The sequence below is a fragment of the Leifsonia sp. Root112D2 genome (assembly GCF_001424905.1).
In the GTDB taxonomy this organism is placed as follows: domain Bacteria; phylum Actinomycetota; class Actinomycetes; order Actinomycetales; family Microbacteriaceae; genus Root112D2.
On the sequence record NZ_LMCU01000001.1, the window covers coordinates 756,564 to 779,728 of the forward strand.

A 23,165-nucleotide genomic window follows, 5' to 3' on the forward strand; every position below is an offset into this window, starting at 1 on the left:
TCTGGGGCGTCCGGACGCAGAACAAGCACCCGCTCAGCCTTTGACAGCACCGGCACTCAAACCCTGAACAAGGAACTTCTGCACATAGGCAAAGAGAATCACCACAGGAACGATTGCAATGACTCCACCCGCAGCCAGGGCACCAAAATCTACACCGTATTCACCGATCAAATAGCTGAGGCCCACCGGCACGGTGAAGAGGCTCTGATCGTTAAGGAACATGAGCGCGAAGAGAAAGACATTCCATGCTTCGATGAATGCAAACGATCCGATCGCCACAATCGCAGGCCGCAGGAGAGGAAGTACTACAGCACAAAACCCACGAATCCGAGAGCATCCATCGATCCAAGCCGCTTCTTCCAACTCGATCGGGACATTTCGGATGAAGCCAGCCATCAGGATTAGTGACAACGGCAGCTGAAACACCGAAACAACGATAATGAGACCCCAGAGGCTGTTGATGAGATTCAACGTATTCAACACTTGGAATAGCGGAATCAGCATCATCGCGCCGGGCACGAACTGCGTGCAGAGCAGCACGATGAGAAGCACAGTCTTACCGCGGAAGGCAAACCTTGCCAGAGCATATCCCCCAAGCACAGAAAGCACGCTGGTGATGAAGAGTGCGGCAATTGCAACGTAAACACTGTTAACGAAATAGATCCCAAAGCCTGAACCGTTCCAGACGGTCGCGAAATGGTCCAGCGTGAAGGGAATGGGGAGCAGCGAAGTTGAACCGTTTGCGCGGAAGGCGAAGAGAAAAAGCCAATAGAACGGGATGAGCGTGAAGAGAAGGAGGAGCGCGGCGGGGACGAGGATCAGAGCGCGACCAATATGGTCCTTCCTCTTCTTGACTCGCGGACCCTGCCTCTCCGCTGCGGCTCTCGGCCGCTCCACGATGACCGTCATTATGCGTCCTTCCCGAACTTACTGAAGAAGAGGTATGCGAGCGAGAAGAACAAAAGGATAAAGAACGCCAGCACAGTAAGCGCTGAACCGTAGCCGAAATCCTTGGCTGAGATCGCGAGGTTTGCAACGTACAACGGCAAGGTTGTCGTCGAGCCGCCCGGGCCGCCTCCAGTCAACGTGTACAACAGGTCCACATTGTTGAACTCCCAAACTGCCCGCAGCAGAGTGGTCAAAATAATCGCGCTCTTAAGATGCGGAAGCGTTATATGGAGGAAACGTTGTAAGCGACTCGCACCATCGACATGTGCCGCCTCATAGAGATCTTTCGACGCCGACTGGAGATCGGCAAGAATAAGGATGGCGAAGAAGGGAATCCCCTTCCATAGCTCAGCGACTATTGCTCCCCAGAAGGCGCCCTCCGGCGAGGAGAGGATGCTAGTTCCGTAGTCGACCAAACCCGCGTCCGCAAAATAGTGCGTCCATCCTGAGATCGGGTTGTAGATCAGGATCCAGATCGTCGTCGTGAGCACTCCCGAAACTGCCCAAGGTGAGAACGACAGTGCGCGTACCAGTCCGCGCCCCTTGAATGCCTCGTTAATCACGAGCGCGAGGATGAGGCCAAGAATGAGTTGTAACCCGACCTCGACGACCACCCACCGTCCCGTGAAGAGAAGCGTGCTCCCAACTTCAGGGTCGGCGAGTAGCCGCTGAAAATTCTCTAGACCAGCGAATCCGTTGTCCCACGGCTTCGTGACGTTGTAATTCTGGAGGCTGTAATAGAAGACGCTGCCGACCGGGTAGACAAGGAACACCATGATCAACACAACGGTCGGCCCCACGAGAAGGTAGGGCACGATGCGCTGTCTGCGAAGCGCCCAGCGCACAGGCTTCCTGAGAGTATTCGATGTCATAGTCTTTTCGCTTCCGCCACACGCTCGAGCAGTGGTCAGTGTTGACGGGCTTTATAGCTTGCTTGGGCGTCATCGATCAACTTTGCCCATGTATTCATGAGATCTTTGGCACTCGCTTTACCGAGCAAGACCTTCTGGAAAAGTGGATCGATCTTGGTGTCCATGATGCTCGCCCAGTCCGGGAGGTAGACCGGCGCCGAGACGAACACGGTTTTCGGATCGTTGAAGAGCTTAAGCGCGACATCCACTGCGGGCTGTGCCGGTGACCAGCCCGCAACTTGGACATCCTTATTCGCAGGTATGCCGCCAGCCTGTTCAGCCAACTTGCTGTCGTTCTTGGTCTGAAGCGTGAACTCTAGGAACTTCCACGCTGCATCTTGATGCGACGAGGACTTGAAGATTCCCATACTTGGCAAGAAGGCCGACGGCACAATCACACTTGGCGCTCCGTCTTTGGATTTCGGAAGCGGCAGCGCCTTGATCTGCGAATCGTTAAAGGTCTGAATCAGTGTCGGATAAGAGCCGAGATTGTGCTGCATCATCGCGACCTTTCCTCCCTGGAATTCAGCCTGCATCTCGGGATAGCCGTTCGTCACATCTGCGCTGGGCGTGTTCTTGCCATACAGCGACACAAACCGTTCAAGGGCTGCAATGTTCTTCGGATCGTTCAGGGTCGACTTGCCTGAAGAATTGAAAAAGGAGGTGACCCCCGACGCCGTATACAAATCTGGAAGCAACTGATAGGGAGCCCCAGCGCCACCCCTCATCGTGAAGCCATATTCACCCTTCTTCGAGTTTGTCAACGCACTCGCCGCGCTGTAGAACTCGTCCCATGTCGCCGGCGGGGTCACACCTGCAGCCTCGAACAATTGCGGTCGATACCAAAGGATGTCCGGAACATAATGGGTCGGAAGGGCGTACAGCTTTCCATCGGAAACATAGCCGCGGGTCGTATCCAGGAAATTCGTACGGATCTGATCAGATACAGAGCTGTCCTTCAGATACTTGTCGAGCGGTACCAGCGCATTCTGGGCATAGTAGTTCGGCACATTTCCTCGAGGTAGCACGCCGAGGTCGGGAGCCGAATGCGTCGCTATCGCATTGTTGAATTTCTGCTCGCCTGTGTCTTGGGGCAACCCGACATACTTCACCGTGATGTCTGGGTTGACCTTCTCGAAGTCCGAGATGATCTGCTTCCAGACCACCGTTCTTTCCGGAATCGCATTGCCATCCCAAAAGGTGAGTTCGGTTTTACTGTTCGATGATGATCCCGCGGCGCAGGAACTCAGCAGGGCTGCTGCCGTCACCGCGGTGAGAAGCGCTCCAATAATCTTCGTTGATTTCATTGCTGTCTCTTTCTTTTTGTTCGTACGTCAAGTTGTTAAGTCGCCTACCATGTTGCGACAGTGTGGGAGTCGATGTAGTCGAAGTCATAGTCGTCGCCGAGTCCTGGCTGAGACGACATAGCCACATTCCCGTCACGATCCACGGGATCGATAATCGAGTTCAGATGAGGAGGTACTTCGTCGAAGTCGTAGTGCGGGTGCAGTAAGCCACGCTCATACCAACGCCCGTTGAGCATGGCACCGAGAATCGCGAGATTTCCTGATCCACCACCGTGTATTTCGCAGTCCATCCCAAAAGCCTCCGCGACATGAACACTCTTCATGGTCGGCCCGATGCCTCCGCCGGTGGAAGCGCCTGCGCGGAGAATGTCACAAGCGCCGCTCACCGCCCATTCCGCACGCACATGGAATTTGCCGAATGCCGTTTCCGGGCCGATGACAGGAATTTCGAGTTGGTCAGCAAGCCATTTGTATGACTGCATCGAAGCCTCATCCATCGGCTCCTCATACCAGGTGAAGCCCAGATCCTGAATGGCCTTGCCAAGGTACAGGGCGTCCACTCGGCTGTACCAATGGTTGGCATCAAGCATGAGGGGCACATCGGGACCAACCGCTTCCCGTACCGCCGCACATGCCGCAACGTCCATCTTCACGTCTGGCGCGAATGAGATCGGAGGCATCCAAGTGTGCAACTTGATTGCCCGATAGCCCTGTTCAACCAACTGCACGGCAAAATCACCGTATTCGCCGGGCGTACTGAGCCCACCTCTGACATCATCGCCGCACATCGTGCTCGCGTAGACAGGCACTTTGTCACGGGCTCCGCCAAGCAGTTTCCAAACGGGGAGATTCAACTTTCTTCCCGCGAGATCCCACAGCGCCTGTTCCACCGTGCTTAGCGTCCGGTCGAGCAATGCCCCTACCGCACCTCGCTGCTCCCGAGCCATTCGCTGCCAGAGCTTTTCCCGATCAAATGGGTCTTCACCCACGATGATTGGCTTCACGTAGTGCTCGATCAGCGAGCGCTCCACCGCGAAGCCAGGAGCAGCGAGGCAATATCCAGCCGCCCCATCACTGTCGGTGATAGCGAGCAGCGCGGCCGTCGCAGCTCGGGCCGGCCCGGGATGCACGTGGCCATCGCTATCAACGAATGTCTTCGACACAGTCTCAAATTCTGTGACCGTCACATCGGTAATCATCGAGCTCACAGCAGGTTCTCCATCGCTATCTCGTCAGCAGTTTCCATATCATCCTCGATCAACCGCAGTGGCGAACCGACCCGAGGAGGACCGACATCCACGTGAGAGGTCCAGACGCACGGATACAGGTCGTCTAATCGGATCGGCGGCCGTGACTACGTATGCTCACCATAGAGACGACGACCAATGCTCGTCCAAGATTTATTTTGGATACTTCGATACCTAAATTGGATCAATTGACGAGGTCGCCCGCACCGATCCTGCTATTCTCCGAGCATCGTGTACTCACTTGATCAACTTCGCGGGTTCGTGGCCGTCGCCGAAGAACTGCACTTCCGCCGTGCAGCTGAGCGCCTCAACATGACGCAGCCGCCACTGAGTCGGCAGATTCAGAAGCTCGAGCAGGACATCCAGGTGAAGCTGTTCGAGCGGGATGCGAGGAGGGTCACGTTGACCCCGGCCGGCGCCGCGTTCCTTGAGGATGCCCGGCGGCTCCTCCAGCTGGCGGCCAGCGCACCCGACCTCGCCAAGCGCATCGCCGAGGGCGCGGCCGGAACCGTGCGGATCGGCTTCACTGGCGCATCCACGTATGCGGTACTCGGACCCCTGCTGAACCTGCTCGGCGCCCGACTGCCGGATATCAACATCGACCTCAGCGAACTCGTCACCTCCGAACAGCTCGAGGCGCTGGCCGGCGGAACCATCGATCTGGGCTTCGCTCGTCCCCCTTTCGACGCCGAGCTCTACGACTCGATGCTCATTCAGCAGGAAGCACTGGTGGTGGCCATGCCCACGACCCATCGCCTCGCCGAGCTGACGCGCCCCCTCACCGGCGAAGACCTCAGCAACGAGAATTTCATCACGCACTCCCCGATCAAGGCGAAGTACTTCTACGATCTGACGGCGTCCGTGCTGTCGACCCACGTGCGAACGGTGCACACGGTGACCCAGGTGCTCACCATGGTTCTGCTCGTGGCCGCACACCGCGGCATCGCGGTGGTGCCGGCATCCGCCAGCACACTCGGCGTCGACGGACTGCATTTCGCCCCGCTGCACACAGCCAACCCGAAGCCCGTCGAACTGCATGCGATCTGGCCGCGCGGCTCGCGAAATCCGGCGCTGCACAAGGTGCGGGCACTTCTGGGAGAAATCCTTGTTGATGCCGACTAGGTATCAAATCATCCAATAATAATCTTGGACGCGCATCGCTCGGGGTTTCTAGGCTGGCCCCACCTACACGATCGCGCGCCGCACATCCTGTGACCTGGGCGCCCCAGATAAGGATGTTGTTGCATGGCTCTTTTCAGCCCGACCGAGCTTGCCGAGAAGTTGAAAAGCGGCCTGCTGTCCTTTCCGGTCACCCATTTCGACGCCGCGTTGGACTTCGACGAGGCTCGCTATCGCGAACACCTTGCGTGGCAGTCCCAGTTCAACATTGCCGGACTGTTCGCCGCCGGCGGCACGGGTGAGGGCTTCTCGCTCAGCTCGTCTGAGATCGACACGGTGCTGCGGGTTGCGGTGTCGGAGGTGGGAGACCGCGCCCCCGTCGTCGCCCCGGCCACCGGGTCCATGGTGCAGGCGGTCGAGCAGGCCAAGGCGGCCGAGGCTGCGGGGGCCGCCGGGGTGCTCCTCTTTCCGCCCTACCTCACCGAAGCCGGCCAACGCGGTCTTGTCGCCCGCGCGGATGCCGTCTGCGCGGCGACCAATCTCGGCGTCGTGATCTACAACCGCGCGAACGGCGTCTTGAACGACACCTCGGTTGCCATTCTCGCCGAGCGCCGACCGAACTTCATCGCCCTGAAAGACGGGATGGGCAACATCGAGAAGCTCGCCCGCATCTACGCGCGCGTCGGTGAGCGCCTCGTCTACATCGGTGGCCTGCCGACGGCCGAAACCTTCGCGCTTCCGTTGTTGCAGCTCGGCCTGAGCACATACTCCTCGGCCATTTTCAACTTCGTTCCCGAGTTCGCCCTCGGCTTCTATGACGATGTGCTCGCTCAGGATCGCGAGGCGGTCTATCGAAAACTGAACGATTTCGTGATTCCCTACCTGAACATCCGTGATCGCATGAAAGGGTACGCCGTCTCGATTGTGAAGGCTGGGCTGACCGTGACTGGCCGCAACGGAGGACCCGTGCGGCCGCCCCTGCAGGATCTCACCGAGAGGGACCTTGCAGACCTGGAAGAGCTCGTGAATCGCTCGACACATCTGGCGGCCACCACCCCGACGCTCACATCCGCCACGACAGCATAGGAGTGCCATGATCTCCCTCCACGAAGCAACAGCCGGCGCCGCACAGGCGGCGGCAGCAGCGGCCGCTGCCGACGACGAGACCCGCGCACGCTGGCTCGAGGCACTAGCCGATGCGCTCGACGCCAACGCCGGTGAACTCGTGGGCCTGGCGGATGAGGAGTCGCATCTCGGCGCGCCGCGGCTCGGTGGCGAGGTCGCCCGAACCACCGGCCAGCTGAGACTGTTCGCCGGTGTCGTGCGCGAGGGCTCCTACCTGGAGGCGGTCATCGACCACGCGGATGCGACGGCCACACCGCCGCGGCCCGATCTGCGTCGCATGCTTCGACCGATCGGCCCCGTCGCCGTCTTCAGCGCCTCCAACTTTCCTTTCGCGTTCTCGGTGCTCGGCGGCGATACCGCCTCGGCACTCGCCGTCGGATGCCCGGTGGTCGTGAAGGCGCACTCCGGGCATCCGCGACTGTCGGCCCGCGTCGGGGCACTCGCCAGCCAGGCCCTCGACGCCGCCGGCGCCCCTCGGGGGCTGCTCTCTGTGATCGAGGGAAGGCAGGCCGGAATCGATCTCGTGCAAAGCCCGACCATCAAGGCCGTAGGTTTCACCGGTTCGCTGAGCGGGGGCCGCGCACTCTACAATTTGGCCGCGGCGCGAGACGAGCCCATTCCCTTCTACGGCGAGCTCGGCAGCATTAATCCGGTGGTGATCACCGCCCGTGCCGCAACCGAACGCGGGCACATTCTCGCGGAGGGCCTGGTCGGCTCATTCACTCTCGGCGTCGGCCAGTTCTGCACGAAGCCCGGCGTCGTCTTCTACCCGGCGCACTCGGGTTTCGACGAACGGGTGATCCAGGCCCTCGGCGAGCGCCCCGAAGCGCGAATGCTCACCGAGCACATGGCGGATGCCTTCGACAGCGGCAGCAGCACGCTCGGCTCGCACCCCGATGTGGACGTTCTGGTGCAGACATCCGTCACCGCTGACACTGCAAGCCCCGCGCTCTACCGCACGAGCGCCCAAGCCGTCTCGCGCGACCCCGCAACCCTCCTGGAGGAGGTCTTCGGTCCGGCCGCACTGCTCGTCTCCTATGCCGACGACGCGGAGCTCGACGCCGCGCTCGATGCGATCACGGGCACTCTCACCGCAACGCTGCACTCGCAGCCCGACGAGAACGTCACCGACCTCGTCGACAAGCTCACCGCGCTGGCCGGACGGGTGCTTTTCGAAGGCTGGCCGACCGGCGTGGCCGTCACCTGGTCGCAGCAGCACGGCGGACCGTGGCCCGCCACGACGAGCCTGCACACCTCCGTGGGCGCCACCGCCGTTCGCCGCTTTCTACGCCCGGTCGCCTGGCAGGATGCGCCGGAGCGGTACCTGCCCATCGCCCTTCGGGACGAGAATGGGCTGGGGATACCGCGCCGCGTCGACGGTCGCCTGCAACTACCGAGGGGTTGAGACAACCGCCATGCGGATAACGGACCTGATCATCACACCCATCGCGTTCAGAAGCTAGTCCGCTCGTTCACCGACGCCGAGTTGGCGAGAGCCGCGTGCGACGGAGTAGACCTCATCGTCCACCTGGGCGGCCACAGCAAGGAACAGTAGTGGGGCGAGATCGGTTCCGACAACACACGCGGCTGGGTGGATCTGCAGCCGGGCCGCGACATCGGGTATTTTCCCGAGGACGACGCTGAGATTCTCGCGCCGCGCAGCGTCATCGATGCGGCGACCGACACCGTCACGGGCGCTGGGACACGCGAGCGCCACGCCGGTCCGCTGATCGGCCCGGACTTTCCCTGGGCCCCCGGTGCATCCCCGAAGGGTGACGGCTCTCTGACGCCCCATCGAAATGCCCAGTATGGATCCGTCCAAATGCTCAATACAAACTTATCCAAATGCTCAGTTTGGTGTCGTCCACCGGGTGTCTAGGGAACGCCCGCCGTCGAGGCCCGCACGACCAGCTCCGGCTGGAACACCACGTGCTCGTGGGCGAAGTCACCCTCCGAGGCCGCCTCGCGCAGCAGCAGGTCGACGGCCGTCGAGCCGATCAGCTCGCTCGGCTGACGAATCGACGATAGCGGCACGACCGACGACGAGGCGAACGCGATGTCGTCGTAGCCGATCAGGGCGATGTCCTGCGGCACCCGAATATCGCTCAGCATTATCAGACCCTGCAGCAGACCGACGGCGAGCAGATCATTGGCAGCGAAGATCGCATCCGGTCGGTCCTTCTCGGCCCTGGCACGCATCGCTTCACCGACGGCGCGCCCCTGCAGCACCGTGAGCGACTCCGTCTCGATCAGCTCGAGCGTGACATCCGGATGCTCCGCGACAGCCCGCCGGGCGCCCTCCAGTCGGTCGGCGACCTGACGGATGCCGTGCGGCCCTCCGACGAAGGCGATACGCGTGCGACCGGTTTCGATCAGGTGGGCGACGGCCATATGCCCGCCCGCCACGTCGTCGACGGCCACGGAGGAGAAGAGCGAGTTCTCGGCCTGCCTGTCGACCAGCACCGTTGGCGTGCCGCGTTCTCGCAGTCGTTCCAGTCGCGCCGTGGCGTCGCCGACCGGGGTGATCAGCAGGCCGGCGACCCGCTGCTCCTCGAACAGATCGAGATAGGACGCCTCGCGCGCGGCATCCTCGTCGCTGTTGCCCAGCAGTACGGCCAGTCCGTCTTTCAGGGCGCGCGCCTCCGCGCCCCGGGCGAGGTCGGTGAAGAAGGGGTTCGCGGCGTCGAGAACGACCAGGCCGATGCTGCGGCTGCGACCGGCGCGAAGCTGCCTGGCCGCGTCGTTGCGCACGAATCCCAGCTGCTCGATGGCGTCGCGCACGCGCGTGACCGTGGCGTCGGCCACCTTGTCGGGCCGGTTGAGAACGTTCGACACCGTACCGACGGAGACCCCGGCAAGAGCGGCGACCTCACGAACACTCACCGTCACCGTCGCTCCGTTTCGCTCAGACCCGATTCGCTGCCCACGCATGACGGGCGAACGTGCACCTCATTGTAAGGATTCAGCCACGATCCGCATAACGGCGCCCGCCTTCACCACCGTTGACGGCGTTTCTCGCAATATGATACGTTTCAGCTCATACTGGCCGTCACCACGGATGCGACCCGCACGTCTGGACATTCTGCTCGCGCACCGCTAGACAGAGCCTTCAGCGTTGAAAGGGCGACACAGGTGGCAGATCAGTCCGAAGCCTCCCCGGCGCCGGTCCATCTTCGGGCAGATGGCCTCACCCCGTCGAGCCCTCGATCCCGGATGCTCAGCATCATCAGCGTCGACCGACCACGCCTGTCCTGGGTGGTTCCGCTGGTCAGAAACGGCCAGGAGCAATCCGGCTACCAGGTGGTGGCCTCGTCGCACGAGCACCCGAGCGAGGATCCCGAGCTCTGGGACAGCGGGATGGTCGATTCGCCGGAAAACACCGGGATCGCCTGGAACGGCGGTGCGATTCCCCCGCACACCCGCGTCTGGTGGACAGTGCGCATTCGCGACGAGAAAGGAACGATCTCCGAGTGGGCGCCGGCCGTGCCCATCGACAGCGCCGCCTACTCCCGGGCCGACTGGAACGCGGAATGGATCAGCATGCCGCCGACCCATGCGGCCCACATTGACGTGACCCCCGCAGACTCCCCCGTGGCCTCGGCGCGCCTCTCGATCGCCGGGTGGGGTCCCGCGCGACTATCGGTGAACGAAACCGTCATCAACCCCGACGAACTCGATCCCACCGATTCGTCGCTGGCTCGTGCCACCGCCCGAACATACGACGTGACCGAACTCGTCGCCGCCGCGACAGCCCCGTTCGCCGTCTCGATCGTGGCATCGCTTGGCCACTACCGGCTGGTGCTCGATCGGCCGCGCGTGCTGGCCGAACTGCGCGTGCAGCTCGCCAACGGGGAGGAACGCGTGGTCGGCACATCCGGTGAGTGGAGCAGCTCCCCGAGCAGCCTGGTCACCGATGAGCCGTTCTACCTCGAGGAGCACGACCCGACCGCGCTGTCGTCGAGTCTCCAGCAGACTCCCGTCACCGTCGTTCCTCACGACGCCACACCCCCCTCGCCCTCGATCGTCGTTCCCAACGTCGGGCCGCCGGTGCGTGTCGTGCGAACCGTCACCGGTGCGCTGATCGGGGAGCCTGCCGTCGGCATCCGCGTGTTCGATCTGGGCGAGAACGTGGCCGGGCGCGTGGCGCTCGAGCTCGACGGCGTCTCAGTGGGGCAGCGCATCACCTCGATTCAGGGCGAGAAGCTCACGGCAGACGGCCGGGTGGACACAAGCAACATCAGGCTGCCCGACGACAGCGAGCGGGAGCGGCAGGTGTTCGCCGTCGTCTGCGACCGCGGGCACCTCGTCGCGAGCCCCTGGTTCGCGGTTCACGGCTTTCGCTACGTCGAGGTCGCCGGGCTCGATGATCGCTCGACGGTGACACCACCGACAACAGCAACAGTGACGGTATCTGCCCGCGTTCTGCATTCCGACGTCGATCGGGTGGGCACGCTGACCACGAGCGTCGCCGAGCTGGACCGGCTCGTCGATTACGCCGTGCGCACCCAGCTCAACAACACTCACGGCCTTCCGGAGGACTGCCCGACGCGCGAGCAGGGCGGGTGGACGGGGGATGCCTCGGTCTCGGCAGAGGCCGCGCTCGCCCACCTCGACATGGCGGGCGTCTACCGCAACTGGCTTGCCGATGTTGCGCTCGATGCCGGCGACGACGGTGACATACCGGGCATCTCGCCCCAACTGCAGGGCGCCCTGGGGCGGCAACCCGCCGATCCGGTCTGGGGATCGGCCATCACGGAGATTCCCTGGCAGCTCTGGCAGAACACCGGGGAGACCTGGCCGATCGAACCGCTGCTGCCGACGATGCGACGCTGGGCCGACTGGCAACTCTCCACGCTCGTCGACGGGGTGGTCAGAAACGCCGCCATCAGCTTCGGCGCCGACTGGCTCGCCCTCGAGCAGACGCCGCCGGTCATTCTCCAGACCGGGACTGTCGTCGTCTCCCTGCGCGCCCTGGCCGACCTCGAGCAGGCGCTCGGCAACGCGGATGCGGCTGCAGAGCGCCGCTCGCAGGCGGATGCTGTCGTCGCGGCAGCGAGAGAACAGTTGCGCGACCCCGTTGAAGGTATCTGGGGTAACGACTCCCAGGGATCGAGCGCGGTAGCGCTCGTCTCAGGTCTCGCCGACACGGGCGACGTCGAGAGACTGCGCGCTCGCCTGGGTGCGGCGGTGCACGAACGGGGAGACCGGCTCGCGAGCGGATTCTCCGCGACGAAGGCCGTCGTCCGAGCCCTCGCGGACGCGGATGGCGGCTCGAGCCTGCTTGCCGCGGTGCGACAACGCGAGCAGCCCGGAATCGGCGCCATGCTCGTCGACGGCCCCGGAACGTTCTGGGAGACCTGGTGGATCGACGACGAGAACGTCGGCGTCGCCTCGCTCGACCACATCGGCCTCGGCGGGCCGTTCGCCGCGTGGGTGTGGCGGGACGTTGCAGGTCTTCGCATACTCGAGCCGGGCTTCCGGCGATTCGCCCTCGATCCAAGGCTGCTGTCGGCGGTGACGAGCACGGAGTTCAGCAGAGAGACCGCTCGCGGCACGATCGCCGCATCCTGGCGCCTGGCCGATGGCGTCTACCGCGCCGAGCTCACCGTGCCGGTGGGCAGCATCGCCGAGCTGAGCTGCCCCGGATCCAACGACGCCGTACTCGATGGCCTTCACGCTGAGACCCACACGGATGCCTCCGGCCGACGGTTCGTCGCGGTGGAATCCGGGCGGCATGTCCTCACTGTCCACCACCGCGAGCCCGACGCGGCAGCCGCTCCCACTCGACCACCCGCGAAGCGAGTGGACGTCGGGGAGGTGTGGCTTTCTGACGGAAACACCAGCCACTGGATTCCGCGCAACAGCGAGATCACCGTCTCCGTGGCCGACACCGACGTCATCTGCGCTCCTGTCTTTCACGAGCCCATCCCCGCACCGACGCTCGATGTCAGCATCCCTGACTTCGCACCGGATACGACGCAGTGGCTCGTTCTCGAGCCTGACCCCGACCATCACGGCGTGCTCGACCTCAGCGCGGCATCGTTCGCCTTCGCGAGCTTCGACACCGATAATTCGGAAATCGTCGGTCGCGCGGTGCGCATCGTGATGCGACTCACGAGCGTGGACGGCGAGTATCGCGAGGCGATAGCGCGGCCGCTCCCCATCGCGTGGAATCGCGTGGCGGTCGAACTGGCCGACTGGCCGGGGCGATCCGCCGTGACCGAGGTGAGCGTCGGCATCCGCTGGACGGACGAACTCGATACCGCGCTCGGACCACCCGTGCCACTGCCTCCCGCGCCGCGCCGATTCTCGTTCCGCCTCGGCCGGATCGGGTGGACGAGCGCCCCACGAACATGGTGATGATGAGAGAACTCGACGAGATAATTCGCCGTCGCTGGGACAGCGACGTCGTCACCGCGAGCGATCCTCGACGGCAATCGGTGCAGTCGATAGACCTGCCGTTTCCCTACGTCGCTGGCGCGGCCCCGACCTCGCCCGACTGGTACACGACGATGTTCAACTGGGACACCTACTTCACGAATCTCGCCCTCATGGTTCACGGCCGCTTCGATCTCGTCAGGGGCCACATCGAGAACTATCTCGCCATGATCGAGCGATTCGGCTACATGCCGAATGGCAATGAGGTTCCACTCGCCACACGATCACAGGTCCCGCTGTTTCCGGACAGCATCCTGCGCTACATCGACGCGACGGGGGACGACGATCTGCTTGTGCGCTCATATCCCCTGCTCGTGCGCGAGTACACGGGGTACTGGCTGGCGGATCACCACGCCACCCCGACGGGCCTCGTGACCAACCGTGATCTCGGCGACCCCACGCTCGACCCGAGGCTCGCCGCCGAGGCGGAGACCGGCCTGGACTGGACGACCCAGTTCGACGGCGACATCACCGCGACCAACCCGGTCATGACCAACGCGGCGCTCGTGATGTATGCGCGAGTTCTCGCCGAGCTGGCCGACCGGCTGGGTCGCGGTGGCGAGCGAGCCGCCTGGCTGGCGGATGCCGCCGAGCGGTCGGAGCGCATCCGGCAGTATTGCTGGAGCGAGAAGCGCGGCCACTTTCTCGACTACAACTTCGTGACGGGTGAGCACGTCTCTGTTCTGGGCGCGACGTCATATTGGGCGATGCTCGCGGGCGTTGCGACCCCCGAGCAGGCTCGGCGGATGGTCGAAGGGCTCGACCTGCTGCTGCGTGAGCACGGCCTCGCATGCACCGAGGAGTCGTTGCCCTCCCCCGGGTTGTTCGAGCTCGAGTATGCCGACCTCCAATGGACGTATCCCGCCGGCTGGCCGCCGCTGCACATCACCGCGTGCTGGGCGCTCGATCGATACGGCTTCTCGAGCGAATCGGACCGGATCGCCGAACGTATCCTTGCCACCATCCAGCGCAACTACGACGTCACCGGCGAGACGTACGAGAAATACAACGTCGTGGATGGTTCGCTCGTGCTGCCCAATAGCCGTTACGGCACCATCACACTGCACGGCTGGACGAGTTCCACCGTTGTGCTGCTCGGGCGCAAGCTTGCACAGGGCGTCGGAATCGACGAGTTGCTCACCACGGTGCACAAATGAGTGTTTCCCCATGACCGTATCTGATCGTCCGATCCAGCTGGGGCTCGCCGTTCCGATGTTCGCCGCCCCCGGCATTCCGAACCTTCGCACACCCAGCGTCGAGCGGCTCGACTGGCCGCAGACGCTCGAGGCCATTCGTTCGGCCGAGGCACTCGGTTACGATTCCGCATGGTTCTCCGACCATCTCTTTCACGGGCGCGATGGCGAGTTCCTGGAGAGCTGGACGACGCTCGCGGCCTCAGCGGGCGCAACGACACGCATCCGGCTGGTGAACAATCACCTCGGGATCGGCTTTCGCGCCGCGCCGCTCATTGCGAAGATGGCGGCGACCGTCGACGTGATATCGAACGGCCGCTTCGAGCTGTTCGTCTCCCACGGGATGCGCGAGCGGGAGCACACGAGCTACGGCTTTGACTGGCAACCGGATGTCGACCGACGGATCGCGAGACTGGCCGAGGCGACCGGGGTGATTCGCGAGCTGTGGACCGGCCGGCCCGTCGACCACGATGGCGAGTTCTACCAGCTGCGCGGCGCGTTGAGCACTCCGGTGCCCACCCACGACATTCCGATCTGGCTCGGCGGCCCCCTCAGCGAGTCGGTCGTCGAACTGATCGCTGCGAGCGCGGACGGGTGGAACGCGCTGCCCGCATCGCTGAGCGACTATGCCTCACAGGCCGCGCGCATCGACGCGGCGTGCGTTGCCATCGGACGGGACCCCCGAGCGCTGCGCCGCAGCCTCGAGACCCAGGTGCTCGTGCTCGACGACGCCTCTGAATGGGACGAATGGATGCTGCGCTGGGCCGCGCTGCGCGAGAAGGCGCCCCTCGGCTTTGCGACCTCGGACATGTTCCCGAACGGAACGGCCATCGACGATCCGGACACGTTCAGGACCGCCTGTTTCGACAACTTCATCATCGGCACCCGGGATGAGGTGGCGGCGAAGCTCGCCGCCTATCGTGAGCTCGGCGTCGATGAGGTCGTGTGCTGGTTCATGGATTGGCCGCTGGGCAACTCGCTACGATCCCTGGCCGAGGATATCCGGCCGATGCTGGATCGCGCGTAGAGGAATCGAAACGTTTCAGATAGCATGACTGCATCATCGATATTCGCGAGGAGGCGACGGTGCGAAAGCTTGGCATCGCTCTGGTGGGAGCGGGCTTCATGGGCACTCGTCACATTCACGGGTACGCGGCGCTCCACGCGGCCGGAATAGCGAAGGCCGACGTTGTAGCGATTCTCGATCTCGACCGGGGAGTGGCGGAGCGCGCAGCTGACGAGGCGGAGCAGCTGCTCGGCAGGCGGCCAGCGGTGTACACCGAGTTGGCGGAGCTGCTCCGCGATCCGGCGGTCGAAGCCGTCGACATCGTCACCGACCCCCGAACCCACCATTCCATTGCGATTGCGGCGATGGAGGCCGGGCGCCACGTTCTGTGTGAGAAGCCGCTGGCGCTCACGATCCGCACCGCCAGGGCGATGATCGATGCTGCCGAGCGCACGGGCACCATCCTGGCAACCGGCGAGAACTATCGGCGCGGCGGCGCGAACCGTCTCGCCCGCGCCGTGCTCGATGCCGGACTTCTCGGCACCGTTCATCTCATGCGCGAGGTGCGCATCGGGGGCGACAGCACAGTCATCATCAGCAAGTGGCGTCACATGAAGGCGAGCGGCGCGATAGGGCTCGACATGGCCATCCACTATGCGGACATCATCGAGTATCTGCTCGGTCCTGTCGAGCGGGTGTGGGGGCGGGGCATCATTGCAGAGCCGCTGCGCTACCCGGCTGACGGCAGCGATGCGATAGTGCCGGATGGCGAAGACTCGATCATCGCCTCGATGCGCACGCGTTCGGATGTCGATGTGCAGCTCGCGTATCTGCCTTCCGGCCCCGGCACCCGCTTCAGCGAGCGCACCGTGCACGGCACCGAGGGCTCGATGTCGATCCCGCCCGACCGCACCGACGGCGACGTCGTCGTCACGCTGGGAGACCGGGTGCTCAGCGGGCCGGAACTCGTCGAGGCCGTCGGCGATCACCTGCAGCTCTCGCCGGCGACCGTCGCGGTTCTCGGCCCGGACGGAACCGGCGGCAAGGGCGCATCCTGGTCGGTCGTCGACTCCGGCTACCTCGCCGTGGAGATCGACGACTTCGCCGATGCTGTGCTGTCATCTCGTCAACCGGAGGTCGATGGAACAGGCGGCATTCGCGCCCTCGCGGTGGTGCTCGCTGTCTTGGAATCGGGCGTGAGCGGGCGCGAAGTCACGGTCGACGAGGTGCTCGATGGCACGGTGCACGCCTATCAGGACTCCATCGATGCGACGCTGGCGGCGAGTTCACGATGACCGCGTTGCCGACAGGTCCACTCTCGCTTGGGCAGCCCCTGCGCTTTCACCAGACCGCCTTCGTCGTGCGCGATCTCGACGCCGCCGTGCGTCAGTGGGCGGATGAACTCGGCATCGGCCCCTGGAGCGTGTTCACGATGCGTCCCCCGCAGTTGCACGACACCGTGTATCACGGCGAGTCGGTGCCCTTCGGCATCCGGCACGCGCTGGCGTGGAGCGGCGAGGTTCAGTTCGAACTCGTCGAACCACTCGAGGGCCCCAGTATCTTCGCCGACCAGCTCGAATCGATCGGCGAAGGCCCCAACCACATCGGGGTGGTCGTCGAGGATCACGCCGCCGCGAGCGCAAACGTCTTCGAGCGCGGCTTCGTGCCGCTGCAGAGCGCACGATTCGGCGCAAGCGAAGACGGGCTGTTCGCCTACTTTCAGCCGCCGGGCATCTCCACCATCGTCGAACTCATCCACCCGCCGAGCGTGCGCTTCGCACCCGATTACATCTACCCGTAAGAGCTGACATGACCGAGTCAATGTGCATCGCGCAGGTGGAGACCTTCGCCTCGAACACCTCCGTCTTCGTGCGCCTCACGACCGAATCCGGCCTGACCGGCATCGGCGAATCGACAGCCTTCGCGTTTCCCCTGGCCGTCGTCGAGGTCGTCAAGGCGCTCAGCGACTACCTGGTGGGAGCCGACGGCATGGATGTCGAGGCCCACTGGCTGCGCATGTATCGTGCGCTGGGCTGGCGCGGCATCACCCTCGGCGGCGCAATCAGCGCGATAGACCAGGCCCTGTGGGACCTGCGCGGCAAGCGCTTTGAGGAGCCGGTGTGGCAGCTGCTCGGCGGCCGCTCACGCACCGGAGTTCGCGCCATGAAGGTCGTGCCGACCGGCACGACCGAGGAGGTCGTGGCCGGCGCACTCGCCGCCCAGAATGCCGGATACACGGCCATCAAGGTTCTGCTGTTCCAGCACGAGCACCACGGCATGCGGCACGCCGAGCGCACGGCAGACCTGGTGGCGCGCTTCGCCGCCATCCGCGACGCCGTCGGTGACCGGATGGATGTCGGCATCGAGCTGCACAGAAACATGCAGCCGGGCAATTCGATAGCTCTCATCACCGAACTCGCGAAATACCGGCCCCTCTTCGTCGAGGACCCGATCCCCCCGGACAGCGCCATAGCCTTCGGCGAGGTGTCGGCGAAAGTGACCGTTCCCATGGCCGCGGGAGAACGCAACACCACAATCTACGAGTTCCGCGAATACATCGAGCACGCAGGCATCTCCTTCATCCGCCCGGATGTCGGCATCGCCGGCGGCTTCACCCACGTGCGCAAGATCTGCGCGATGGCCGAGGCGCACCACATGGGTGTGATCCCGCATTGCGTGCCATCCGGAGCCGTGGCGACAATGGCTCATGTGCATCTGGGCATCACGATTCCCAACTGGGAAGTGCAGGAACACGTGGAGCAGAATGTGGAGCCCATCCGTTCGATGGTCGAGCAGATCACCCCGCTGATCGACGGCTATCTCTACCCCTTCGACGCTCCAGGGCTCGGCATGGCACTGAACGACGCGGCGCTCGAGGGCGCCCCGGTTGGAGTGTTCCCCATCGCACCCGCCCTGCGCGAGGACGGATCGGTGGCGTACCGATGACCAAACTCAGGGTGGGAATCGCCTGCAGCCCCGAGCTGCGCAACCACTATCTCGGCCCCGTCGACCTCGCCCGCCTCGACGCGATAGCCGAGGTCGGCATCGCCGACTTCGATGTGCCGGGCGACACCTGGGGCCAGATCGCGGTGGTGCCCGAGTTCGAGCAGCGCCTCGCCGCGTTCGCCGCCGACAAAGATGTTCTGCTCGTGTTCCACGGAGCTCCGCGTGTGACGGAGCGGGTATTCGCCGCGGCACCGAAACTCAGGATCGTCGGCGACATCGAGGGCGACCGATTCGCCGGCCGCATCGACGTGGCCGCCGCCCACGCCGCCGGGGTGCTCGTTGTGGACACGACCCACGCCTCGTCGTGGCCCGTCGCCGAGTGGGCGCTGGCCCTCATGCTGATCGGACTGCGCCAGAACGCCCGCTTTCGCCAGATCATCGCGGGGCAGTACATGAGCCAGCAGGACTATCGGGCCCGCCCGCCCGGCCGCGAGCTGACCGGCAAGACGGTCGGACTCATCGGCTACGGGCATATCGGATGGCGGTTGCGCGAGTTTCTGATTCCCTTCCAGTGCCCGATCATCGCGCACGACCCATACGCACCCCGTGAACTCGCCGACGCACAGGGCGTCGACTTCGCCTCGCTGGCGACGGTGATGGGATGCGATGTGGTGGTCTGCCTTGCTCCGGCGACAGCGCAGACCACCGGCATGGTCGGTGAGGCGGAACTGGCCCTGTTGCGTGAGGACGCGGTCTTCGTCAACGTGTCCCGCGGCACCGTCGTCGACGTCGACGCGCTCATCGCGCGCGCGGAGCGCGGCGACGCCTGGTTCGGGCTCGACGCACACGACCCCGAGCCGATTGCCGTGGGCTCGCCCCTGCGCGGTATGTCGAATGTATTCCTCTCGCCGCATATAGCCGGAGTCACCGCCGAGGCGCAGCCCCGCTTCTTCGCCCTCATGGTCGATGAGTTGCTGCGTTTCGCCTCCGGTCTGGAACCGCGCGCGCAGATCACCGATCGGGTCGTAGCGGGCCGGGGAGGCAGCTGAGATGCTCTTCGACTCGCACTGCCACGCCTGGAGCCGCTGGCCGTATGACACCGCTGTGCCGGATGCGGAAAGCCGGGGAAGCATCGAGGCCCTGCTCTACGAGATGGATACGCACGGCGTCGAACGCGCGGCCGTCGTGTGCGCCCGTATCGGCGGCGGGCGCGGAGGTGACGGATTCGGCAACGACGACAACAACGAGTACGTCGCGCGATTCGCAGCGGCGCATCCGGACCGGATCACAGCCGTGCTCGACGTCGATTGCGTCTGGCGCCCCGAGCACCACAGCTCGGGTGCCGCCGGCCGGCTCATGGCCTCCGTCGAGCGCAGCAACGCCATCGCCTTCACCCACTACGTGAGCGCGCAGAACGACGGGTGGTTTCGCAGCGATGATGCCGGCGAGTTCTTCCGGGCGGCCGCCGATGCCGGCCTCATCGCGTCGCTGGCCGTCTCGGCACCCTGGTTCGACGATCTCCGATCCGTCGCGGCGGCGAACCCCACCCTGCCGATCCTGATCCACCACCTGGGGCAACCGTCGTCGAGCGCTGAACTCGACGGGCTGCTCGCGCTCGCCGCGATGCCGAACATCGGCGTGAAGGCCTCCGGCTTCAACTACAACGCGAGCAGGAACTGGGACTTTCCCTACCCGGAATCGCAGGCGATCTTCCGTTCGATCGTCGACGGTTTCGGAGCAGAACGGTTGTACTGGGGCAGCGATTTTCCCGCCTCGCGCGACCAGCTCAGCTACCGGCAGTCGATCGAGGTTGTGCGCTCGCACGCAGACTTTCTCGAGCCAGACCAGCTCACCGGCATCCTGGGCGGCAATCTCGCTGCGCTCATCGCGCAACCCCGGCTGGCCACGCGGCCCCCCACCACAGACACGGCCACAAACACGAGCACAGACCCGACCGCAACAACCCCCAACAGGAAAGTGACAGAACCATGACCTCAGCCCTGATCGCCCGTTACCACGTCGTCCCCGGAAACGCGGCACGGGTGGAAGACGCCCTGCGCGCCATGGCAGAACGCGTGAAGGCCGATGAACCGGCCTGCCTGATCTACAACGCGAACGTCGACCCGGACAACGAGAACCTCTACTGCCTCTACGAGGTGTACACCGACGAGGATGCCGTCGCAGCGCACCGCGAGACACCGCACTTCAAGGAGTTCATCGAGTCGATCATCGTGCCCGTGCTCGAGAAGCGGGAGCGTGAGCTGTACCGCCAGGTCATCGGATGAGACTCGTCTCCTTCGAGACAGCCGGCGACCAGGGTCGCAGCGCCCATCTGGGCGCGCTCGTCTCGGGCGATGCCGACGGCGGCGAGCTCATCGATCTGACCGCCGCGACACGCGCGCTGCTCGCCTCCGAGGCGATAACGGCCGAGGGCGTGCATCGCATAGCGGATGCCCTGGTGCCGGCTTCCCTGCTCGGTCTCATCGAGGGTGGCGCCCGTTCGCGCGACCTGGCAGACCAGGCCGTGGCGGCGACGCTCGAGCGCGGCTGGGAGAGCGATGCCGGCGGAGCACGCATCCGCTACGCCGCGAACGAGGTCACGCATCTGCCCGCCATCATGAACCCGCCCCTGCTGCGCGATTTCATGGCATTCGAGAAGCACCTCGTGAACGTCTTCCCCACGCTCGGACGGGAGATTCCGGAGGAGTGGTATCGCCGGCCGGTCTATTACAAGGGCAATCCCTCTGCCATCGGCGCCCACGGCCAGACCGTGGCCATTCCGTCGTATGCCGATCGGCTGGATCTCGAGTTCGAGTTCGCCGCGATCGTGGGGCGTGCCGGGGTCGACATCGCCGAAGAGGATGCCCGTGCGCACATCTTCGGTTACACCGTGTACAACGACTTCTCGGCCCGGGAGATTCAATCGGCCGAGATGACCGTGGGCCTCGGCCCCGCGAAGGGCAAGGACTTTCTCGCCGGGCACGTACTGGGCCCCGTGGTCGTGACAGCGGATGAACTGGGCGATCCATACGCCCTCGACATGGCCGCGCACATCAACGGCGAGCAGTGGACCAGCGGATCGACCTCCGACATGCACTGGCGCTTCGAGCAGATGATCGCCTATGCCTCCCGCGACGAACGGGTGCGGGCCGGCGAGGTCTTCGGCTCGGGCACCGTCGGTGACGGTTCGGGTGCCGAACAGGGCAAATGGCTCGAGGCCGGCGACGTCGTCGAGCTCAGCATCGAGGGAATCGGAACACTGCGCAATCGCGTCGTCGCGACGCGCGAGGCACACTGGGAGTGAGAGCCCACCACCGAACGAGAACGCAAGAAGAGAGACATCATGAGCATCGACACCGCAGCCACCGCGCACAAGGCGTCCGGCGAACTGCACGCCGTCGTCGATCCGAGCGACGGCTCGACCATCGAGCAGATTCCCGTTTCGAGCGAGGCCGATTGCGATGCGGCCGTCGAGAGCGCAGCGGCCGCCTTCCCTGCGTTCGCGGCCTCGTCGCCACGCGCTCGGGGAGAGATGCTGCGCAAGGCATATGAGCTGATGACCGCCGAAAGCGAGCAGTTCGCGCGCCTGGTCTCACGCGAGAACGGCAAGATCCTGGCCGACGCGCGCGCCGAAGTGGCCTACGCGGCGGAGTTCTTCCGCTGGTTCTCCGAGGAGGCTGTGCGAGTCGCAGGCGACTTCCGGCTGGCGCCCAACGGCGACAAGACCATCGTCGTCACGCACGAGCCCGTCGGGGTTTCCCTGCTCATCACACCCTGGAATTTTCCGGCGGCGATGGCCACCCGCAAGATCGGCCCGGCGATCGCGGCCGGCTGCACGGTCATCCTGAAGCCGGCGATGGAGACGCCGCTGACGGCGCTCGCCATCGTCGATCTGCTCGCGCGAGCCGGTGTCCCCGATGGGGTTGTCACGATAGTGACGCCGTCGCCGGCGGGGCCGGCGGTGTCCCGGATGCTGCGCGACTCCCGGGTGCGCAACCTCTCCTTCACCGGCTCCACCGAGGTCGGCAGACTGCTGCTGAAGCAGGCTTCCGACAGGGTCATCCGCACGTCGATGGAGCTCGGCGGCAATGCACCGTTCATCGTGCTCGACGATGCCGATCTCGACGAGGCCGTCGACGGGGCGATGGTGGCGAAGCTTCGCAACGGCGGTGCGGCCTGCACCGCCGCCAACCGGTTCTACGTCTCACGGCCGATCGCCGCGGAGTTCTCCGAACGCCTGAGCGAGAGGATGTCGGCGCTACTCATGGCGCCCGGACTGACGGAGGGTGCGGGCCTGGGTGCCAGCGTGTCGATGGGCGAGCGGGACAAGATCGCGGAGCTTGTGGACGCATCCGTCGCCGCCGGTGCACAGCTGCTCACCGGCGGCGCCACACCCGACGGTCCTGGGGCGTTCTATCCGGCGACCGTGCTGAGGCTCGATCGCGACAACCCGATTCTGGCGCAGGAGATCTTCGGCCCTGTGGCGCCGGTGGTGACCGTGGACTCGGATGACGAGGCGATAGCCCTGGCGAACGCCTCTGAGTTCGGGCTCATCTCCTACGTCTTCTCGGGCCAGCTCGCGCGAGCGATGCGGGTGGCACGATCTCTCGAGTCGGGCATGGTGGCGATCAACAAGGGCGTCATCTCCGATCCGGCCGCGCCGTTCGGCGGCTACAAGCAAAGCGGGCTGGGACGCGAGGGCGGATTTGCCGGAATCCACGAGTTCCTCGAGAGCAAATACATCGGCGTCGACATCTGACGGTCGCCGACCGTCGGGCAATCGTGATCTGAAAGCCGCGATTTCCCATTGACATCGGAAGGGAGCAATGTCACACTCGGTACATTCTGAAACGTATCAGAATGCACCGAACCACCGAGCCACACCGCTCGGGAAAGGAATCCACTGGGATTCCATCTGCAATTAC

At 64.5% G+C, this 23,165-nt stretch carries 20 protein-coding genes; 14 read left to right on the plus strand and 6 right to left on the minus strand.

Annotated elements, in window-relative coordinates:
- Nucleotides 1-33 precede the first annotated feature (33 nt).
- The 4 genes from ASC63_RS03485 to ASC63_RS03500 all read right to left on the minus strand — a co-directional run bounded on the left by ASC63_RS03485 (nucleotide 34) and on the right by ASC63_RS03500 (nucleotide 4,365).
- Nucleotides 34-909 carry a carbohydrate ABC transporter permease gene (locus tag ASC63_RS03485; protein WP_055809938.1) on the minus strand — a complete coding sequence of 292 codons (876 nt, stop codon included), beginning with the start codon at nucleotides 907-909 and terminating at the stop codon, nucleotides 34-36.
- Nucleotides 909-1,763, minus strand: coding sequence for a carbohydrate ABC transporter permease (locus tag ASC63_RS03490; RefSeq protein WP_235491768.1), 855 nt, complete (start codon nucleotides 1,761-1,763; stop codon nucleotides 909-911). The genes ASC63_RS03485 and ASC63_RS03490 overlap by 1 nt, the downstream gene beginning before the upstream one ends.
- Nucleotides 1,764-1,855: 92 nt before the next feature.
- Nucleotides 1,856-3,166, minus strand: coding sequence for an ABC transporter substrate-binding protein (locus ASC63_RS03495; RefSeq protein WP_055809943.1), 1,311 nt, complete (start codon nucleotides 3,164-3,166; stop codon nucleotides 1,856-1,858).
- 44 nt (nucleotides 3,167-3,210) lie between these two features.
- On the minus strand, nucleotides 3,211-4,365 hold the full coding sequence (locus tag ASC63_RS03500) for an enolase C-terminal domain-like protein (protein ID WP_055809946.1): 1,155 nt from the start codon (nucleotides 4,363-4,365) through the stop codon (nucleotides 3,211-3,213).
- Between the two features lie 279 nt (nucleotides 4,366-4,644).
- Here ASC63_RS03500 and ASC63_RS03505 point away from each other — a divergent pair, with 279 nt between their 5' ends.
- From ASC63_RS03505 to ASC63_RS03515, 3 genes are all read left to right on the plus strand, one after another.
- Complete coding sequence (locus ASC63_RS03505) at nucleotides 4,645-5,535, plus strand: LysR family transcriptional regulator (protein WP_055809948.1); 891 nt, start codon at nucleotides 4,645-4,647, stop codon at nucleotides 5,533-5,535.
- Between the two features lie 123 nt (nucleotides 5,536-5,658).
- Nucleotides 5,659-6,618, plus strand: coding sequence for a 5-dehydro-4-deoxyglucarate dehydratase (locus ASC63_RS03510; protein ID WP_055809951.1), 960 nt, complete (start codon nucleotides 5,659-5,661; stop codon nucleotides 6,616-6,618).
- A 7-nt stretch (nucleotides 6,619-6,625) separates the two neighbouring features.
- Complete coding sequence (locus tag ASC63_RS03515) at nucleotides 6,626-8,062, plus strand: aldehyde dehydrogenase (NADP(+)) (protein WP_055809953.1); 1,437 nt, start codon at nucleotides 6,626-6,628, stop codon at nucleotides 8,060-8,062.
- Between the two features lie 54 nt (nucleotides 8,063-8,116).
- Here ASC63_RS03515 and ASC63_RS03520 read toward each other — a convergent pair whose 3' ends face one another.
- Both ASC63_RS03520 and ASC63_RS03525 read right to left on the minus strand, forming a co-directional pair.
- Nucleotides 8,117-8,374: a hypothetical protein gene (locus ASC63_RS03520; protein ID WP_055809956.1), complete on the minus strand. Its 258-nt coding sequence runs from the start codon at nucleotides 8,372-8,374 to the stop codon at nucleotides 8,117-8,119.
- A 158-nt stretch (nucleotides 8,375-8,532) separates the two neighbouring features.
- Nucleotides 8,533-9,546, minus strand: coding sequence for a LacI family DNA-binding transcriptional regulator (locus ASC63_RS03525; protein WP_235491770.1), 1,014 nt, complete (start codon nucleotides 9,544-9,546; stop codon nucleotides 8,533-8,535).
- 243 nt (nucleotides 9,547-9,789) lie between these two features.
- Between ASC63_RS03525 and ASC63_RS03530 the strand changes: the two genes are divergently transcribed.
- Genes ASC63_RS03530 through ASC63_RS03580 form a run of 11 tightly spaced genes read left to right on the plus strand, consistent with a single transcriptional unit; the run spans nucleotide 9,790 to nucleotide 22,999 of the window.
- On the plus strand, nucleotides 9,790-13,017 hold the full coding sequence (locus tag ASC63_RS03530) for a family 78 glycoside hydrolase catalytic domain (RefSeq protein WP_157487562.1): 3,228 nt from the start codon (nucleotides 9,790-9,792) through the stop codon (nucleotides 13,015-13,017).
- Nucleotides 13,018-13,019: 2 nt separating this feature from the next.
- Entirely contained in the window at nucleotides 13,020-14,252 is a 1,233-nt protein-coding gene (locus ASC63_RS03535; protein ID WP_235491772.1) for an alpha,alpha-trehalase, read from the plus strand.
- 10 nt (nucleotides 14,253-14,262) lie between these two features.
- Complete coding sequence (locus ASC63_RS03540; RefSeq protein WP_055809967.1) at nucleotides 14,263-15,315, plus strand: LLM class flavin-dependent oxidoreductase; 1,053 nt, start codon at nucleotides 14,263-14,265, stop codon at nucleotides 15,313-15,315.
- Between the two features lie 59 nt (nucleotides 15,316-15,374).
- On the plus strand, nucleotides 15,375-16,589 hold the full coding sequence (locus tag ASC63_RS03545; protein WP_055809970.1) for a Gfo/Idh/MocA family protein: 1,215 nt from the start codon (nucleotides 15,375-15,377) through the stop codon (nucleotides 16,587-16,589).
- Nucleotides 16,586-17,095, plus strand: coding sequence for a VOC family protein (locus tag ASC63_RS03550; protein WP_055809973.1), 510 nt, complete (start codon nucleotides 16,586-16,588; stop codon nucleotides 17,093-17,095). Before ASC63_RS03545 ends, ASC63_RS03550 begins: the two co-directional genes overlap by 4 nt.
- 8 nt (nucleotides 17,096-17,103) lie before the next feature.
- Nucleotides 17,104-18,240 (plus strand): mandelate racemase/muconate lactonizing enzyme family protein, encoded by a 1,137-nt coding sequence (locus tag ASC63_RS03555; protein ID WP_055809977.1) that lies wholly within the window; start codon nucleotides 17,104-17,106, stop codon nucleotides 18,238-18,240.
- The gene (locus tag ASC63_RS03560; protein ID WP_055809980.1) at nucleotides 18,237-19,289 is read left to right on the plus strand and encodes an NAD(P)-dependent oxidoreductase; all 1,053 of its coding nucleotides are present in this window, start codon (nucleotides 18,237-18,239) and stop codon (nucleotides 19,287-19,289) included. The genes ASC63_RS03555 and ASC63_RS03560 overlap by 4 nt, the downstream gene beginning before the upstream one ends.
- Before the next feature lies 1 nt (nucleotide 19,290).
- The gene (locus ASC63_RS03565) at nucleotides 19,291-20,232 is read left to right on the plus strand and encodes an amidohydrolase family protein (protein ID WP_055809983.1); all 942 of its coding nucleotides are present in this window, start codon (nucleotides 19,291-19,293) and stop codon (nucleotides 20,230-20,232) included.
- Complete coding sequence (locus tag ASC63_RS03570; protein WP_055809986.1) at nucleotides 20,229-20,525, plus strand: putative quinol monooxygenase; 297 nt, start codon at nucleotides 20,229-20,231, stop codon at nucleotides 20,523-20,525. The genes ASC63_RS03565 and ASC63_RS03570 overlap by 4 nt, the downstream gene beginning before the upstream one ends.
- A complete protein-coding gene (locus ASC63_RS03575; RefSeq protein ID WP_055809989.1) occupies nucleotides 20,522-21,544 on the plus strand; it encodes a fumarylacetoacetate hydrolase family protein in 1,023 nt (340 codons plus the stop codon). Before ASC63_RS03570 ends, ASC63_RS03575 begins: the two co-directional genes overlap by 4 nt.
- 39 nt (nucleotides 21,545-21,583) lie before the next feature.
- A complete protein-coding gene (locus ASC63_RS03580; RefSeq protein WP_055809992.1) occupies nucleotides 21,584-22,999 on the plus strand; it encodes an NAD-dependent succinate-semialdehyde dehydrogenase in 1,416 nt (471 codons plus the stop codon).
- The last annotated feature ends 166 nt before the right edge of the window (nucleotides 23,000-23,165 follow it).